Annotated in this window: 13 protein-coding genes; 2 read left to right on the top strand and 11 right to left on the bottom strand. The window is 64.9% G+C overall.

Features of this window, described 5'->3' with window-relative positions:
* Positions 1–6 precede the first annotated feature (6 nt).
* The 4 genes from HQN78_RS09775 to HQN78_RS09760 all read right to left on the bottom strand — a co-directional run bounded on the left by HQN78_RS09775 (position 7) and on the right by HQN78_RS09760 (position 3,417).
* A complete protein-coding gene (locus HQN78_RS09775) occupies positions 7–825 on the bottom strand; it encodes an IclR family transcriptional regulator (protein WP_235089244.1) in 819 nt (272 codons plus the stop codon).
* On the bottom strand, positions 818–1,453 hold the full coding sequence (locus tag HQN78_RS09770) for an alpha/beta fold hydrolase (protein WP_235089242.1): 636 nt from the start codon (positions 1,451–1,453) through the stop codon (positions 818–820). Before HQN78_RS09770 ends, HQN78_RS09775 begins: the two co-directional genes overlap by 8 nt.
* Before the next feature lie 277 nt (positions 1,454–1,730).
* A complete protein-coding gene (locus HQN78_RS09765) occupies positions 1,731–2,486 on the bottom strand; it encodes an SDR family oxidoreductase (RefSeq protein ID WP_235089240.1) in 756 nt (251 codons plus the stop codon).
* 46 nt (positions 2,487–2,532) lie between these two features.
* Entirely contained in the window at positions 2,533–3,417 is an 885-nt protein-coding gene (locus tag HQN78_RS09760) for a hypothetical protein (RefSeq protein WP_199225854.1), read from the bottom strand.
* A gap of 297 nt (positions 3,418–3,714) precedes the next feature.
* On the opposite strand from HQN78_RS09760, the gene HQN78_RS09755 reads away from it, so the two are divergent.
* Complete coding sequence (locus HQN78_RS09755; protein WP_107799129.1) at positions 3,715–4,263, top strand: cupin domain-containing protein; 549 nt, start codon at positions 3,715–3,717, stop codon at positions 4,261–4,263.
* Positions 4,264–4,352: 89 nt separating this feature from the next.
* Here the strand turns inward: HQN78_RS09755 and efp are convergent, their stop codons facing one another.
* The 6 genes from efp to HQN78_RS09725 all read right to left on the bottom strand — a co-directional run bounded on the left by efp (position 4,353) and on the right by HQN78_RS09725 (position 11,423).
* Positions 4,353–4,916 (bottom strand): elongation factor P, encoded by a 564-nt coding sequence (gene efp, locus HQN78_RS09750; protein WP_048412240.1) that lies wholly within the window; start codon positions 4,914–4,916, stop codon positions 4,353–4,355.
* A gap of 62 nt (positions 4,917–4,978) precedes the next feature.
* A complete protein-coding gene (gene earP / locus HQN78_RS09745) occupies positions 4,979–6,124 on the bottom strand; it encodes an elongation factor P maturation arginine rhamnosyltransferase EarP (RefSeq protein ID WP_235089239.1) in 1,146 nt (381 codons plus the stop codon).
* A gap of 328 nt (positions 6,125–6,452) precedes the next feature.
* Positions 6,453–7,754: a NupC/NupG family nucleoside CNT transporter gene (locus tag HQN78_RS09740; RefSeq protein ID WP_107801759.1), complete on the bottom strand. Its 1,302-nt coding sequence runs from the start codon at positions 7,752–7,754 to the stop codon at positions 6,453–6,455.
* A gap of 280 nt (positions 7,755–8,034) precedes the next feature.
* Positions 8,035–8,214 (bottom strand): cbb3-type cytochrome oxidase assembly protein CcoS, encoded by a 180-nt coding sequence (gene ccoS / locus HQN78_RS09735; RefSeq protein WP_235089234.1) that lies wholly within the window; start codon positions 8,212–8,214, stop codon positions 8,035–8,037.
* The gene (locus HQN78_RS09730; protein ID WP_235089227.1) at positions 8,214–10,649 is read right to left on the bottom strand and encodes a heavy metal translocating P-type ATPase; all 2,436 of its coding nucleotides are present in this window, start codon (positions 10,647–10,649) and stop codon (positions 8,214–8,216) included. The genes ccoS and HQN78_RS09730 overlap by 1 nt, the downstream gene beginning before the upstream one ends.
* Before the next feature lie 108 nt (positions 10,650–10,757).
* The gene (locus HQN78_RS09725) at positions 10,758–11,423 is read right to left on the bottom strand and encodes a 7-cyano-7-deazaguanine/7-aminomethyl-7-deazaguanine transporter (protein WP_107799126.1); all 666 of its coding nucleotides are present in this window, start codon (positions 11,421–11,423) and stop codon (positions 10,758–10,760) included.
* A gap of 169 nt (positions 11,424–11,592) precedes the next feature.
* Between HQN78_RS09725 and HQN78_RS09720 the strand changes: the two genes are divergently transcribed.
* Positions 11,593–12,579, top strand: coding sequence for an NAD(P)H-quinone oxidoreductase (locus tag HQN78_RS09720; RefSeq protein WP_235089224.1), 987 nt, complete (start codon positions 11,593–11,595; stop codon positions 12,577–12,579).
* A gap of 113 nt (positions 12,580–12,692) precedes the next feature.
* Here the strand turns inward: HQN78_RS09720 and alr are convergent, their stop codons facing one another.
* On the bottom strand, positions 12,693–13,988 hold the full coding sequence (gene alr, locus HQN78_RS09715) for an alanine racemase (protein ID WP_235089222.1): 1,296 nt from the start codon (positions 13,986–13,988) through the stop codon (positions 12,693–12,695).
* Between the last annotated feature and the right edge of the window lie 352 nt (positions 13,989–14,340).

Raw genomic sequence — 14,340 nt, 5'->3', positions numbered from 1 at the left:
CTCCGTTCACAGGTGGATGACTTTGCCCATGCCGCCGCCGGCGTGGCCCAGCGCGCGGGACAGTTCGGCGGCGGCGGCGCGGATGTGGCCGGCCAGCGCATCGGCTTGGCCGGGCTCCAGTCTGGGCATGGGGAGGGTGGCGCCGATGGCGGCGATGATGGCGCCGCCGTGGTTGCGCACCGGAGCCGCCACGGTGGAAATATTGGTTTCGAAGAAGCCTTCGCCCACCAGGCAGGAGCGCTCCCGGTCTTGCTGCAGCAGGTGGAACAGCTCCAGCGTGTTGCGCGGGGTCTGGCTGGAGTGGATGTCCAGATGCTCTTCCGGATACAGCTCGCGCAGTTTCTCCAGCGGCAGCTCCGACAGCAGGATGCGGCCGAACACGGTGGCGTGAGCGGGCAGCCGGGCGCCGATATTGATGTTGGAGGCGATCCAGGACGGTGGGTTGACCTTGGCGACGTAGACGATGGAGCGTCCGTCGCGCACCACCAGGCTGCAGGCGTGGCCGATCCGGTCGCGCAGCCGGCCCAGCACCGGCAGGCCCAGTTCGGTCAGTTCCAGCGAGGACAGGTATTCGAAACCCAGACGCAGCACGGCGATGCCCAGCCGATAGTCGCGGCCGCCTTCCGCGCGTTCGATGAAGCCCAGCTGTTCCAGCGTGGCCAGCATGCGGAACACGGTGGAGCGCGGCAGCGCCAGCCGGCGCGCCAGCTCCGGCGCGCTCAGCGTGGGCTCGCCGCGGCTGAATTCACCCAGCAGGCGCAGGCCGCGCTCCAGGGCCGGCACGGTATAGCGGGCGGCCGCGTCGTTGAGGTTCTGCTCATCCATGATGGGCTTCCTTGGTGTGGGGGTGGGACGGGGCGAGAGCGGCGCTGAGCAAGTCGGCGAGCGCCGCCGGCGCCTCCACGTGACAGGCGTGGCCGCAGCCGGGAATCAGATGGAAGGGCGCGTTGAAGGCGGCGGCCACGGCCTGGCAATCCGCCGGCGGCGTGGCCAGATCGCGCTCGCCGCAGAACACCGTCACCGGCAGCGGCGACGGCGCGTAGCGGGCGATGTCGTCGCCAGTCAGCAGTTCGACGGCTTGGCCGTAGCCGTCCTCCTTGAGTTGGGCCATATTCCAGCGCACCCAGGCGCGCGCGGCGGCGTCGGCGGAGGCGGAGAGCAGCCTGGCCGGCGCCTGGTCCGCCACTTGGGCCAGGCCCTGGGCGTGCAGCGCGCGCAGCCGTTCGCCGCGGATGCGCGCGCCGTCGGCGCGCCGATCGGCCGCGCCGTAGCCTTGGGCCGGCGAGACCAGCAGCAGCCGTTCCAGCCGCTGCGGATGCCGGCGCGCATGGGCGGCGGCCATCAGTCCGCCCAGGGAATGGCCGACCAGCGCGCAGCGGGTGACGCCGGCGGCTTTGAGAAAGCCTTCCAGCGCCTGCGCGTAGTCGTCTGCCTTGGGGCGGGCCTGCGGCAAGGGCTGGTGTCGCCGTAGCCGGGGGCGTCCCAGGCCAGCACGCGGGCGCGGGGGCGAGCGCGGCGGCCACCTCCATCCAGCTGGCCGAAGTGGAGCCTATGCCGTGCAGCAGCACGACGGTGGCGTCGCCGGCGCCGCATTCGCGGTAGGCGACGACGCGGTCGTTCACCTGGAGCCGGCGTTCCGGAAAACATTGGCGCAAGCGTCGGCGCAGTTTGAGGAGCAGGGTTTCATCGGCGTTAGCGGGCAGGTCCAGTGCGCTCATGGCGGTTTTCCTTCAGTGCATGACGAAACCGCCGTTGACCGCCAGCAATTGGCCGGTGACGAAGCGGGACAGGTCGGATAGACAGAACAGCACGGCGCCGCAGACGTCGTCCGGGGTTTGCGGCCGTTCCAGCGCGCGTTGCGACACATAGTGGCGGTGGCGCTCGGCCGCCACCTGCTCGGTGGCCTCGCCCAGGGTCAGCCCGGGCGCGACGGCGTTGACGGTGATGCCGGCCGGCCCCAGTTCGCGGGCCAGGCTGCGGCTCATGGCGATGACCGCGCCCTTGCTGGCGGCGTAGGCCAGCAGCCGCGGCGCGCCCCACAAGGCGGTGTCGGAAGCGAGGTTGACCACCGCGCCGCGCCCGGACGCGCCCAGCGCTTTGGAACAGGCCATGGTCATCAGCCAGACGCCGCGCACGTTCACCGCCATCACCCGGTCCCAGCACTCAATATCCAGCTCGGCGGCGGAGACGCCGCCGGAATCGGTGACCGCGCCGTTGTTGACCAGGCCATCCAAGCCGCCCAGGCGCTGGACGGCGTCCTCGGCGCAGCGGCGGATGGCGTCCGGGTCGGCCAGATCCAGCGGCAGCGCCCAGGCTTGATGCCCGGCCGCGCGCAGTCGTTCGGCCTGGGCCTGCGCCTGTTCATGGCGCAGGTCCGCTATCGCCACCGCGGCGCCTTCGCGCGCCGCGCTTTCGGCGAAGGCGAGCCCCAGGCCGCGCGCGCCGCCGGTGATCAGAATGCGTCTGTCCTTGAGGTTGTCCGGCATGAAATCTCCTTGATAGGGTTGGCGTGGGCGTGAGGCCGTTTGCGGATTAGAAATGCCATTCCAGATTCAGGCTGGGCGTATTGGTGTCGATGCCGGGACCGCCGCTGTTGCCGTAGGTGTTGCGGCGCAGCTCGTAACCCAGGCCCAGCCAGAGCGCGTTCTTGGCCTTGAAGGCCAGCAGGCCGATATCGGCCATCAGCGAGGGGCGGATCAGGTATTCGGCGGCGGTGTCCCGGTTCTGGTAATCCTTGCCCTTTTTGGCGTTGTAAAAGGCGTAACCCTGGAATTTCAGCGGCAGCCCGGCCCACTGGAAAGGCAGACCCCAGGCCAGTTCCAGGCGCGGAAAGGGATCGAAGGCGACGCTATTGCTGTTGCCCGCCTGGCGGCAGGGGTTCAGGCCGCATTCGCCCCATTCCCGCGCGTAGAGCAGGGCCAGATTGAGGTAGCCGGGCACGTCGAACTGCGCGGTGGGGCCGATGACCAGCATGCGTTTGGCCGGGGAAAAGGCGGAGTTCTTGGTTTCCACGTCGAAGCCGGCTTGCAGCGAGAAGTCGCGGATCGGGCCGAAGTCGGCGGTGCTGCCGCTGAGCTTTTTCCATTGCAGCTGATGGCGGTAGGCGAGATAGAACTCGGTGGCGCCGTTGTCCGCGCCGGAGCTGGACGGGTCGGCGCCGTTGGAGCGCAGGTAATCCAGCACGAAGAAATTGCTGCCTAAGCGATAGGCGGAACTGTGGTTGAGGGTGAGGATTTGTTTGCGGATGTCCCGGTTGTTGCCGGGCTCCTGATAGGCGTTGCCGAAGCGGTAGCCGATGAAGGTGTCGGACCAGTCCGCGGCGTAGGCGGGCGCGGACAGGGCCAGGCAGAGCGCGGCCAGCGTCCGGGGGCGTCGGATGCGGGACGGTCGAGTACAGGGCAAGCGGATAGGGGGCATTGCTGTTTCTCCTCATAAACCTGGTCGTCATTGAATGCGCCGGTTTTTATTTTTGTTCCACCTATAAAACAAGGATTTATTTGTGGAACATGATCGACTTTATGAGGTGAAAACCGAGCAAAATATTAGGGTTTTCCCTAATGTTTGGCCTGGGTTCGGCTTGCCTAGGCTATAGAAGATTTCATTAATGAAATCATGTTTCATAGACGGAACAAATGGGACGCCCAGCGCCGCGCCCTGCGTTCCGGTTTCGACATTCCAGCCTGCGAGCAGGCTGCCCGCCGTTGAAAGACCTCCATGAACAATGATCGTTTGAATGAATTGGTGCGGGAGGCTCTGCCTTCCTTGGCCAGGCCGGCCGGCAAGAGCTTTGCCGAGTGGATGGCGTCGCGTTGCGTGTTGCGCTCCACCCGCCGTTACGACTGGGACGCCTTGAAGTTTCAGGCGGATTTCAAGCCGGAGTACGGCCGCGCGCAGATGCGCTATGTCGGCACCGGCGCCACCGGGGTGGCCGCCGACGGCAATACCGTGCCGGCGGTGCACTTCACTTTTTCCACGATGAAGATTCCGCCCGGCCATATCGGCCCCCTGCATCTGCACACCGACGCGGAGGAGATCTTCTTTGTGTTGCAAGGCACGGTGAAGCTGTTTTGCGAATCTTTGGAAGGGGAGCGTTGGGAGGCGGTCGTCGGCCCGCGGGATCTGATCTCGATTCCGCCGGGGATCTACCGCGGCGAAGAGAATGTGGGCGACGACGACGCCTTGCTCTGTGTGATGGTGGGATCGCCGCGGCCGATGACGCCGACTTACCGGCCGGACGACCCCTTATCCAGGATCAAGCGCTGATGGCCTGTCGCTGACACGTTGCGCTCAAAACAAAAGCCGCCCGGCGCATGGCGCCGGGCGGCTTTGGGCACTGCGAAGCAAGAGGGCGCTTAGGCGCGCTTCTTGAATTCGTTGGTGCGGGTGTCGATTTCGATCTTTTCGCCGGTGTTGACGAAGGCCGGAACCTGAACTTCGAAGGTGGTGCCCACCAGGCGAGCCGGCTTCAGCACTTTGCCGGAGGTGTCGCCGCGCACGGCCGGTTCGGTGTATTCCACTTCGCGAACCACGGTGGTCGGCAGTTCAACCGAGATGGCCTTGCCGTCGTAGAAGGTCACTTGGCACACTTCTTCCATGCCGTCGACGATGAAGTTCAGCGTGTCGCCCAGGTTGTCGGCTTCCACTTCGTACTGATTGAATTCGGTGTCCATGAACACGTACATCGGATCGGCGAAGTAGGAGTAGGTGCAGTCCTTGCGGTCCAGCACGATGACGTCGAACTTGTCGTCGGCGCGGTATACGGCTTCGCTGCCGGCGCCGGTCAACAGGTTCTTCATCTTCATTTTCACAACGGAGGCGTTGCGGCCGGATTTGCTGAATTCAGCCTTCTGCACGACCATCGGGTCGCTGCCTACCATGAATACGTTGCCGGCGCGGAGTTCTTGTGCGGTTTTCATTACTAAAAGTCCCAAACTCTTGATTGAAGTCGGAAAAAAAGGTTTCCGAAAAACGGCGTATTCTAGCCGATTTCCCGGACAAAGTGCAGCAGTCTGTCGCCCAGATCGCCGTCCGCCAGCAATTTTTCCGGCCAGGCGGCGGCATGCTCGCGCCAGGCGGGCAGCCAGGCGGCCAGTTCCGTCCACGCGGCGGCCATGTCGGCGCCGTGGTTCCAGGCATGGCTGGCGGCGCTCAGCGCCTGCGCCGCGCCGGCGGGCAGCGCCGCGCCGTACTGTGACAAAAAGGCATCAAGCTTGGCCAGATGGGCGGCGTCGTCCTGCGGGTAGATGTGCCACAGAAACGGCCGGCCGGCCCATTGCGCGCGCACGAAGCTGTCTTCGCCGCGCACCAGATTGAGGTCGCAGGACCACAGCAGCAGGTCGTAGCTGTCCTGGTCGGTCATCGGCAGCACCTTGACCGTCAGCTGGCCCTGGCGCGCCAGCATGCCGGCGCGCAGCGGGTGGCCGAAGACGCGGGCGGCGTCCGGCAGCGCCTTGCCTTCCGGCAGCAGGCAGGTGACCGGACGCTCGCCCAGCGCCCAGGCGGCCAGCAGGCTGGTGACCGCCGGGTTTTCATAGGCGAACAGGCTGACCCGCCACTCGTCCGCGGCCGGCTCGGGCAGTTCCAGCAGCTGCCAGTAGGCGCGGCGGGCCAGCGCGTCGTCCTGCCATTGGCGGCGGACGTCGAGCAGGCCCTGTTCGCAGATCAGGCCGCCGGTGTCGGCCTCGAAGCCGGGAAAAAAGAAGTGCTTGGTCAGCGGCAGCCGCGGATGCGGCGAGGGCTGGCGGTGGCAGCCACGGGTCCAGTCTTCCGCCGACAGGTATTCCAGATTGATCCACACCGGCTTGACCGCCTTGGCGGCCATCGCCTGTTCAAAGTGCTCCGGCAGCCGGCAGCCGAAGGCCTCGATCACCACCTCGGCGGGCACGGTGTCCGCGGGCGGGCCGTCCGCCGGCCAGTGGCGGACGTCGATGTCGGCCAGACGCTGGGCCGGCAGGGCCGGGTCCAGATCGGGCGCAATGCGGGCGAAGCTGGCCAGGTCGTCCACCCATAGCCGCACTTCCAGGCCGAAGTCGTGGGCCAGCCGGCGCGCCAGCCGCCAGGCGACGCCGATGTCGCCGTAGTTGTCGACCACGGCGCAGAAGATATCCCAGTGTTTGCGTTCCATTGGCGGTGCCGCGCGTGAAAATGGCGGCAGCTTAGCACGCCGCCGCGGGTTCATGAAAAACCCCGCGCCGGAGCGCGGGGTGGCATAAAGATTAAGACGCCGCGGACAAAGGCCTGAGTTCGTAGCGTGGGCAAGTCCTTTGGGCTTGTCCACGCTACAACTAGATCAAAACGCGGTGATTGCTTTTAGAACTGGTTTACGATCTCGCGAGCTAAGGCGAGACAAGGCGAAAACGGCTGAGAAAGCGGAATGTACGCGTGGTACATGAGCATTTCGAAGGTGTTTTCAACGCCGTATCGCCGACGCGCAGCAGATCGTAAACAGGTTCTTAGAAAATGGACATCCACAGGCCGGCGGTGGTCGCGGTCATGAAACCCGCCATCACCGCGGCGGCCAGCGCGCGCATGCCGATCTGGGCCAGTTCCTTCTGCCGCGACGGCGCCAGCGCGCCGATGCCGGCGACGCAGATGCCCACCGAGCTGAAGTTGGAGAAGCTGGACAGCGCGAAGGTGGAAATCAGGATGGCTTGCGGCGACAGGGTGCCGGCGGCCTTCATCTTGGCCAGGTCCAGATAGGAGATGAACTCGTTGACCACGATCTTCTGGCCCAGCAGGCTGCCCACTTCCAGGGTTTCGTGCCAGCTCACGCCCATCATGAAGGCGAACACGCGGAAGGCCTGGCCAAACAGGTATTGCAGCGTCAGGCCGTCGAACACGCCGTTGGTGGAGGCCTTGATCATTTCGTTGACGCCCAGCGCGGCGCCGATGCCGTCCTTCACCACGAAGTTGGCCAGCGCGATCATGGACACGATGGCCAGGATGATGGTGGCCACCGCGGCGGCCATCTTCATGCCGGACATCGCGCCGTTGACGATGGCGTTGATGAAGCTGCCCTGATCGTCGTCCTGGCTGTAGTCCAGCTTGTCGCTGGAGGCGTGGTCGCGGTCGGTTTCCGGGTAGATGATCTTGGCGAACACCGCGGCGGCCGGCGCGTTCATGAAGGAGGCCATCAGCAGATAGGTGGCGAACTTGGCTTGCTCCGCCGGATTGCTGCCGCCGAGGAAGGCGACGTAGGCGGCCAGCACGCCGCCGGCCAGCGTGGACATGCCGGCGATCATCACGCAAGCCAGCTCGGAGCGGCTCATGTGCTGGATGTAGGGGCGGATCAGCAGCGGGGCCTCGGTCTGGCCGAGGAAGATGTTGCCGGCCACGGTCAGGCTTTCCGGGCCGGACAGCTTCATGCTGCGCTTCATCACCCAGGCCATGCCGGCCACCACGCGTTGCAGGATGCCCAGATGGTAGAGCAGGGCGCTGAAGGCGGAGAAGAAGATGATGACCGGCAACACCATGAAGGCGAACAAAAAGCCCATGCTGCCGCTGGGTTTGGCCAGGTCGCCGAACACGAAGCTGGCGCCTTCGCCGGAGAAGGTCAGCACTTTGGCGAAGCCGGAGCCGAAGGCTTCGAACACCGCGCGCGCGGCGGGCACGTAGTTGATGACCAGGAACAGCGAACTTTGCATGATCAGACCGATCAGCACGATGCGCCAATTGATGGCTTTGCGATTGGTGGACAGCGCATAGGCGGTGCCCAGCAGGAACAACATGCCGACGAGAGCTTGTAAGGTATTCACGAACAACCCTGAGATGATGGTGCGGAAGTTGACAAGCCGGCGCGCGGCGCCGGACAAGGCGGATCCAACGATTATTAGATGATGATTAGCTAATATTGCTCAAGGGGCGCGATTTTACAGCAAAAATCGGATAACGAAAGCGATTGCGACGCTTTGCCCTTGATTTTATTCGATTTGGGTGAAGATTGGTCCGGCGGCGGGACATGCGGGCGCGCCGCGTCGGAGCAAAAAAATCCCGGCGCGGGGGCGCGCCGGGAGGGGTTTGGGCGAGCGCGGGGCTTCAGTCCTGCCGCGGCGTCTCGTCCTTGGCGTCCTTGGGCTTGTCGTCGTCCATCAGGATGCGGTGGGCCGGGCCTTCCATGTCGTCGAACTGGCCGTTGCGGGTGGCCCACCAGAAAATGCCGCCGATGACGAAGGCCAGCACCAGGCTGAGCGGGATGAGCAGATACAGGCTTTCCATCAGGGTCTCCGTTTGACCAGTCGGAGGGCGTTGCCGACTACGATGAGGGAGCTGGACGCCATGCCCAGGCTGGCGATCCACGGCGTGACATGGCCGGCGATGGCCAAGGGCAGCGCCACGATATTGTAAGCGGCGGCCCACCACAGGTTTTGACGAATCACAGACAAGGTCTTGCGCGACAGCTCGAAAGCGCTGGCGATCAGCCCCAGCCGGTCGCCTATCAGCACCATGTCGCCGCTGGCGCGCGCCACGTCGGTGCCGCCGCCCATGGCGATGGATACGTCGGCCTTGGCCAGCACCGGCGCGTCGTTGATGCCGTCGCCCACCATCAGCACGCGCTTGCCGGCGGCTTGCAGCCGGCCGACATAGGCCAGCTTATCCTCCGGCGCGGCGCGGGCGATGTGGGCGTCCATGTCCAGCTGGCGCGCCAGGCTGGCCACCGCGCCGGCGCCGTCGCCGCTGAGCAGGTGTACGCGCAGGCCGCGCTGTTTCAGCTGGCGCAATAACGGCGCCGCGTCGGCGCGCACCGCGTCGCCGATGGCGAACAGCGCCACCAGTTCGGTTTCGTCCGCCAGCGCGATCAGGGTCTTGTCGCCGTGCCAGTCGGCGGCGGGCAACGGGCAGTCGCCCAGCTGGGCGGCGATGAATTCCGGCGAACCGATGCGCCAGGCGCGGCCATCCAGCTGGCCGGTCACGCCCTGGCCGGGATGGTTGCGCAGCGCTTCCGCCGCCTGCTGCGGGCCGTCGCCGGCGGCGGCCAGCAAGGCGCGCGCCACCGGGTGTTCCGAACTCTGTTCCAGCGCCGCCGCCGTGGCCAGCGCCGCCGCCGCGTCGCGGCCGGGCGCGGTCCAGCTGTCCAGCAGCCGCATATCGCCATGGGTCAGGGTGCCGGTTTTGTCGAACACCACGTCGCTGATCTTGGGCAGGGTTTCCAGCGCGTGGCCGCGGGTGGTCAGCACGCCCAGCGCCGCCAGGTGGCCGGAGGCGGCGGTCAGCGCCGCCGGGGTGGCCAGCGACAGCGCGCAGGGACAGGAAATCACCAGCACCGCCACCATGATCCACAGCGCGCGGTCCGGCTCGATATAGTGCCAGCCGATGTAAGTGCCGGCGGCGGCCAGCAGCAGCAGGGCCACGAACCAGCTGGCGAAGCGGTCGGCGATCACCGCCAGCCGCGGCTTCTCCGCCAGCGCCTGGTCCAGCAGCCGTACGATGCCGGCCAGCCGGGTGTCCTGACCGGTCTGGTCCACCCGCACCACCAGCGGGCTGGCGGCGTTGACGCTGCCGGCGATCACCGCGGCGCCGACGTCCTTGCTCACCGGCCGGCTTTCGCCGGTCAGCAGCGCCTCGTTGCTGGCGCTGTGGCCGTCCAGCACCACGCCGTCGGCGGGAATGGTCTCGCCGGGCTTGATCAGAATCACGTCGCCGGGACGCAGCTGCGTCACCGTGGTTTCCTCGCTTTGACGGCTGGCGGGCCAGCCACTGAGGCGGTGGGCGAAGGCGGGGATCAGCTTGACCAGGCTTTCGGTGGCTTCGCCGGCCTTGCGCCGGGCGATGCCTTCCAGATAACGGCCGCCCAGCAGCAGGAACACGAACATGGACACCGAGTCGAAATAGACGCCGTGCTCCACCTTGTTGATCAAGGCCCAGAAGCTGGACAGGAAGGCGGTGAGAATGCCTATGGTCACCGGGGTGTCCATGCCCACGCGCCGGGTCTTGAGGTCGCGCCAGGTGGCGCGGTAGAAGGGCACGGCGGAGTAGAGCACCACCGGCAGCGTCAGGATGAAGCTGGACCAGTGCAGCAGCCACAGGAAGTCCGGCGAAATCTCGCCGTCCGGCGCCAGGTAGATGGGCACCGCGTACATCATCACCTGCATCATGGACAGGCCGGCCGCCCACAGGCGGTTGATCGCCTGCTTGCGCTCTTTCTGGTTCAGCGCTTCCTGGCGTTCGGCGTCGTAGGGGTGGGCGCGGTAGCCGATGGCGCTGACCGCCTCCAGGATGGCGGACAGCTGAACCCGGCTATTGTCCCAGCGCACGCGGGCGCGGTGATTGCTGTAATTGATGTCGACGCTGACGATGCCGGGCAGCTGGCGGATGTGCTGCTCGTTGAGCCAGACGCAGGCGGCGCAGGTGATGCCTTCCAGCATCAAGGAGGCCTCGCGCAGGTTTTCGGCCTCGAAGCGCACGAAGCTGCGCTGCAGCTCGTCGGAATCGTAGAGTTTGATCTGCTCCAGCAGTTCGAGCGGCACCGGTTCCGCCTGGCGCGCGCCCTCGGTGCGGTGCTGATAGTAATCGGACAGGCCGGACTGGATGATGGTGACGGCTACCGCCTGGCAGCCGGCGCAACAGGTGGGCTGATCGACTTCGCGGTATTTGACCGGGAACCGGACGTCGGGCGGCACCGGCAGGCCGCAGTGGAAGCAGTTTTCACTCATGATGGCCGATTGTAATCAATCCGGCCGCGTTTGGCTTGCGCTAGCGTGTTGGAATCAGCCGCGGCAGCCCCCATTTGCTGGGGGCGTCCGGCCCGGGCTTGGAGTCGTTTAAGCCGCGTGCAATTGAGCTTCCACACCGCGCAAACTGAGCTGCTTGAGGATGCGGTTCAGGATCACGCCGTACATGGGCAGGAAGAACAGCAGGCAGATCAGCAGCTTGAAGCTGTAGTCCACCAGCGCGATCTCCACCCAGTTGGCGGCCATGAAGGGATCGCTGCTCTTGTAGAAGGCGATGAAGAAGAAGGCCAGCGTGTCGCTGATATTGCCGAACAACATGGCCGAGGCGGGGGCGATCCACCAGGTTTTCAGCTGGCGCAGGCGGTTGAACACCTGCACGTCCAGCACCTGGCCCAGCGCGTAGGCGGCGAAGCTGGCGACGGCGATGCGGGCGACGAATACATTGAAGCTGGCCAGGGCCGACGCGCCTTGCCAGGCGCCCTGGTAGAACAGGGTGGAGATCAGGTAGGAGATCGCCAGCGCCGGCAGCATCGCCGCGAAAATGATGCGGCGGGCCAGCGGCGCGCCGAATACGCGCACGGTCAGATCGGTGGCCAGGAAAATAAAGGGAAAGGTGAACGCGCCCCAGGTGGTGTGGAAGCCGAACACGGTGATGGGCAATTGCACCAGGTAGTTGCTGGACGCGATGATGGCGATGTGGAACAAGGACAGCCACAGCAGCGCGGACAGCCGCTGTTGGCGGGTAAAGCTAAACATGATGTCGGCCTTTTTATTGGATTGGGGTGAGGGAACCCAATGCAGATTCGGTTGGCCCGGTCCGGCGAGGCTGGAACAGGGCAAGGGCGGAGATGATACGCGTCTGCGTCCGCCTTGGCAAAGGTATTTGACATTGCTAATCAGTCGCTTGAGAGCGAAAGGAGGGGGTATGTTGGCAGTTGTGCAGTCGGCTCCGGGCGGAGTCGACACCTTGCGTTTGGACGAGATCGCGCCGCCGGTTCGCGCCGTCGGGCAATTGCTGTTGCGGGTGATGGCGGCGGGCGTCAACCGCGCGGACCTGGCGCAACGCGCCGGGCAGTATCCGCCGCCGCCGGGCGCCAGCCCGATTCTGGGGCTGGAAGTGGCGGGCGTGGTGGAGGAGGCGGACGCGGATTCGCGTTTCCAGCCCGGCGATGCGGTGTTCGGCCTGATCGGCGGCGGAGCTTACGCCGAATACGCGCTGCTGGACGAGGCCTTGGCCATCGCCAAGCCGGACTGGCTGTCCTGGGTGGAGGCGGCCAGCCTGCCCGAGGCCTGGATGACGGCCTGGTTCAATCTGGTGGAAAAGGCCGGCTTGCAGGCCGGCGAGACCGTGCTGGTGCACGCCGGCGCCAGCGGCGTCGGCGCGGCGGCGATCCAGCTGGCCGGTCTGTTGGGCGCGCAGGCTTTCGCCAGCGCGGGCAGCGAGGAGAAGACCGGATTCTGCCGCGAGCTGGGCGCGGCGCGGGTGTTCAACTACCGGCAAACGCCGGCCTTCGGCCCCATGGTCAAGGACTGGGGCGGCGCCGACGTGGTGCTGGACCCGGTGGGCGCCAGCTATCTGAACGACAATCTGTCGGCCTTGAAGCCGGATGGGCGGCTGGTCAATATCGGCCTGCTCGGCGGCGCCAAGGCGGAGTTGAATCTGGGCGCGCTGCTGATGAAGCGCATCGCCGTGATCGGCTCCACGCTGCGGCCGCAGCCGCTGGAGGTGAAGGCGCGCTTGGCGCGGGCTTTAGAAACCCGGATTTTGCCGGCGCTGGAGCAGGGCAGGCTGCGCGTGACGCTGGATTCCAGCTACCCCTTGGCCCAGGTGGCCGACGCGCATGCGTATGTGGAGGCCAATCGCAATCTGGGCAAGGTGGTGTTGACGCTGTTTCCGGTGCTGGCTGGGTGACAGGGCCGGGCGCGACCCGATCAACCCCGGCCGCCTGGGCCGCCGGGGTTGGTGCGCGGAGGGGGCTGAGCAAGCAATGAGCAAGCGGCCTGCCTTGGCGGCAAGTCTTTTGCCTATGGTGCTGAGCGGGGAAAGAACCGTTTGGACGATGTGTCGTCGGCCGCTTGTTTGGTGTTCTCCGGGCTCGCCTTGAGCGCTTTGTAGTTGGAGTGCGCCCAGACCGTGTATAAATTGGCCAGAAAATCGCCATACATCTGTTCCAGTTCAGCCTGGGTGATTTCAGCCTGGCCTTGTTTGCCGAACAGCACGACTTCTGCTCCCGGTTCGGGGCGCGGCTTCAAGTCCGTCACATCCGCCATAAAGGTGTTCATGGAGATGCGGCCGACAATGGGCGCTCGTTGACCGTTGATCAAAACATGGGCGCGATTGCTATAGCGACGAGGGTAGGCGTCGGAGTAGCCAACGGGAATATTGGCTAAGAGAGAGTCCCTATTTAATACATGCGTGCCATCGTAGCCTACCGGAGTATTGGCAGGATAAGGGTTCACCGAGCTCACTCTGGTTTTGAAGGCGGATAAGACCCGTCTGAAGCGCTTATCCTCTCCCATGTCGCCATAGAGCGCGCGCCCTGGACGCACCATGTCCAAATGGGAGGCCGGCACCTCCATGGTGGCGAAACTATTGGCCGTATGCAGCGTAATCTGTTTGCGATCCAGCCCGGCGGCGGCGATAAGCCATGTGGAGTCTTGTTTGAACTTGCTCAGCGAGGCCAGTACGGCTTGTCGCTCTCCCACTGGATAATGCGTTGTTATGCCGACAATCTGAAAATTGGGATTTTGGGCGATATGAATGGCGTTTTGTCGATTTTGATCGGTTGAAAGATCCATTCCATTGCGACTCATGCCGGAAGAGTTCAAGCCCAGATGAATGGGCAGCTTGATGCCGTTTTCCATCGCTATGCGGGCGGCCTGTTCCGCTTGCTCCGCATTCCCTAGCAACTCCTCCGTCTTGTAGGGGAGCGCGCCTTTGATTTCACCCGGTGTCGCGGAACGAATGCGCATCAGCCGCCCGTTAAATCCGTTTTCACGCACGACGCGCAGTTCTTCATTGCTGGCAACGCCTACGCAAGGAATTTTCTGCGCCAAAATGGTGGGCATCAATAAGGCAAGGCCATGGCCATAGGCATCGGCCTTCATGACTGCGCACAGTTGGGTTTGTTTGCCCAAGCCTTGCCGGATAAGGGATAGGTTGTGCGCAAAAGCCTGGGCGTCGATTTCCAGCCAGGCATTGCTTTGGCGGATGTCCGCCGCGGAAGCGGGCGCGCTGCTCAAGGGCGGGGCCGCTGCGCCTAGAATGGGCGCGGCTAATAGCAAGGGCGCAAGGTGATGGGGTTTGACGAGGGCGGGCATGATGTTCTCCTTTAATCCAAGAGAGACAACAAGTTTTTAACGGCGCTGAAGCGGGCGGGTTTCCCTTATGGTCATCGTTGAGAGAAACGATGCTGAGCCTAGCATGATAATGATTGCTCTCTAAGCGAGCGTGTTCTCGTCATGTTTTGCCGCAGGGTCAAACAGGGGAGGCGTTCCGGCTGATGTCGGAGAGGGGGGAGGGTGTCGAGGGGGGCGCTCGCCAAGGTTTGGGGTGCTCAAGCCTAGTGGGGTCAAGCCGATTCGGCCCCGGAAACACGGTGAAAGACACGGACAAGCCCTATGGTTTTGGTCCGTGTTCTTTGTATGTGCTTCCGGGGTGGGTGCGCTTAGA

The organism is Chromobacterium sp. Beijing, assembly GCF_021496765.1.
GTDB lineage: Bacteria > Pseudomonadota > Gammaproteobacteria > Burkholderiales > Chromobacteriaceae > Chromobacterium.
This window is presented reverse-complemented; position numbering and strand designations above follow the sequence as displayed.

Bases quoted from the DNA above. Each gene is read 5' to 3' on its own strand.
- HQN78_RS09775 (WP_235089244.1), bottom strand. From the start codon at position 825: ATGGATGAGCAGAACCTCAACGACGCGGCCGCCCGCTATACCGTGCCG.
- HQN78_RS09765 (WP_235089240.1), bottom strand. From the start codon at position 2,486: ATGCCGGACAACCTCAAGGACAGACGCATTCTGATCACCGGCGGCGCG.
- HQN78_RS09760 (WP_199225854.1), bottom strand. From the start codon at position 3,417: ATGCCCCCTATCCGCTTGCCCTGTACTCGACCGTCCCGCATCCGACGC.
- HQN78_RS09755 (WP_107799129.1), top strand. From the start codon at position 3,715: ATGAACAATGATCGTTTGAATGAATTGGTGCGGGAGGCTCTGCCTTCC.
- efp (WP_048412240.1), bottom strand. From the start codon at position 4,916: ATGAAAACCGCACAAGAACTCCGCGCCGGCAACGTATTCATGGTAGGC.
- earP (WP_235089239.1), bottom strand. From the start codon at position 6,124: ATGGAACGCAAACACTGGGATATCTTCTGCGCCGTGGTCGACAACTAC.
- ccoS (WP_235089234.1), bottom strand. From the start codon at position 8,214: ATGGAAAGCCTGTATCTGCTCATCCCGCTCAGCCTGGTGCTGGCCTTC.
- HQN78_RS09730 (WP_235089227.1), bottom strand. From the start codon at position 10,649: ATGAGTGAAAACTGCTTCCACTGCGGCCTGCCGGTGCCGCCCGACGTC.
- HQN78_RS09725 (WP_107799126.1), bottom strand. From the start codon at position 11,423: ATGTTTAGCTTTACCCGCCAACAGCGGCTGTCCGCGCTGCTGTGGCTG.
- HQN78_RS09720 (WP_235089224.1), top strand. From the start codon at position 11,593: ATGTTGGCAGTTGTGCAGTCGGCTCCGGGCGGAGTCGACACCTTGCGT.
- alr (WP_235089222.1), bottom strand. From the start codon at position 13,988: ATGCCCGCCCTCGTCAAACCCCATCACCTTGCGCCCTTGCTATTAGCC.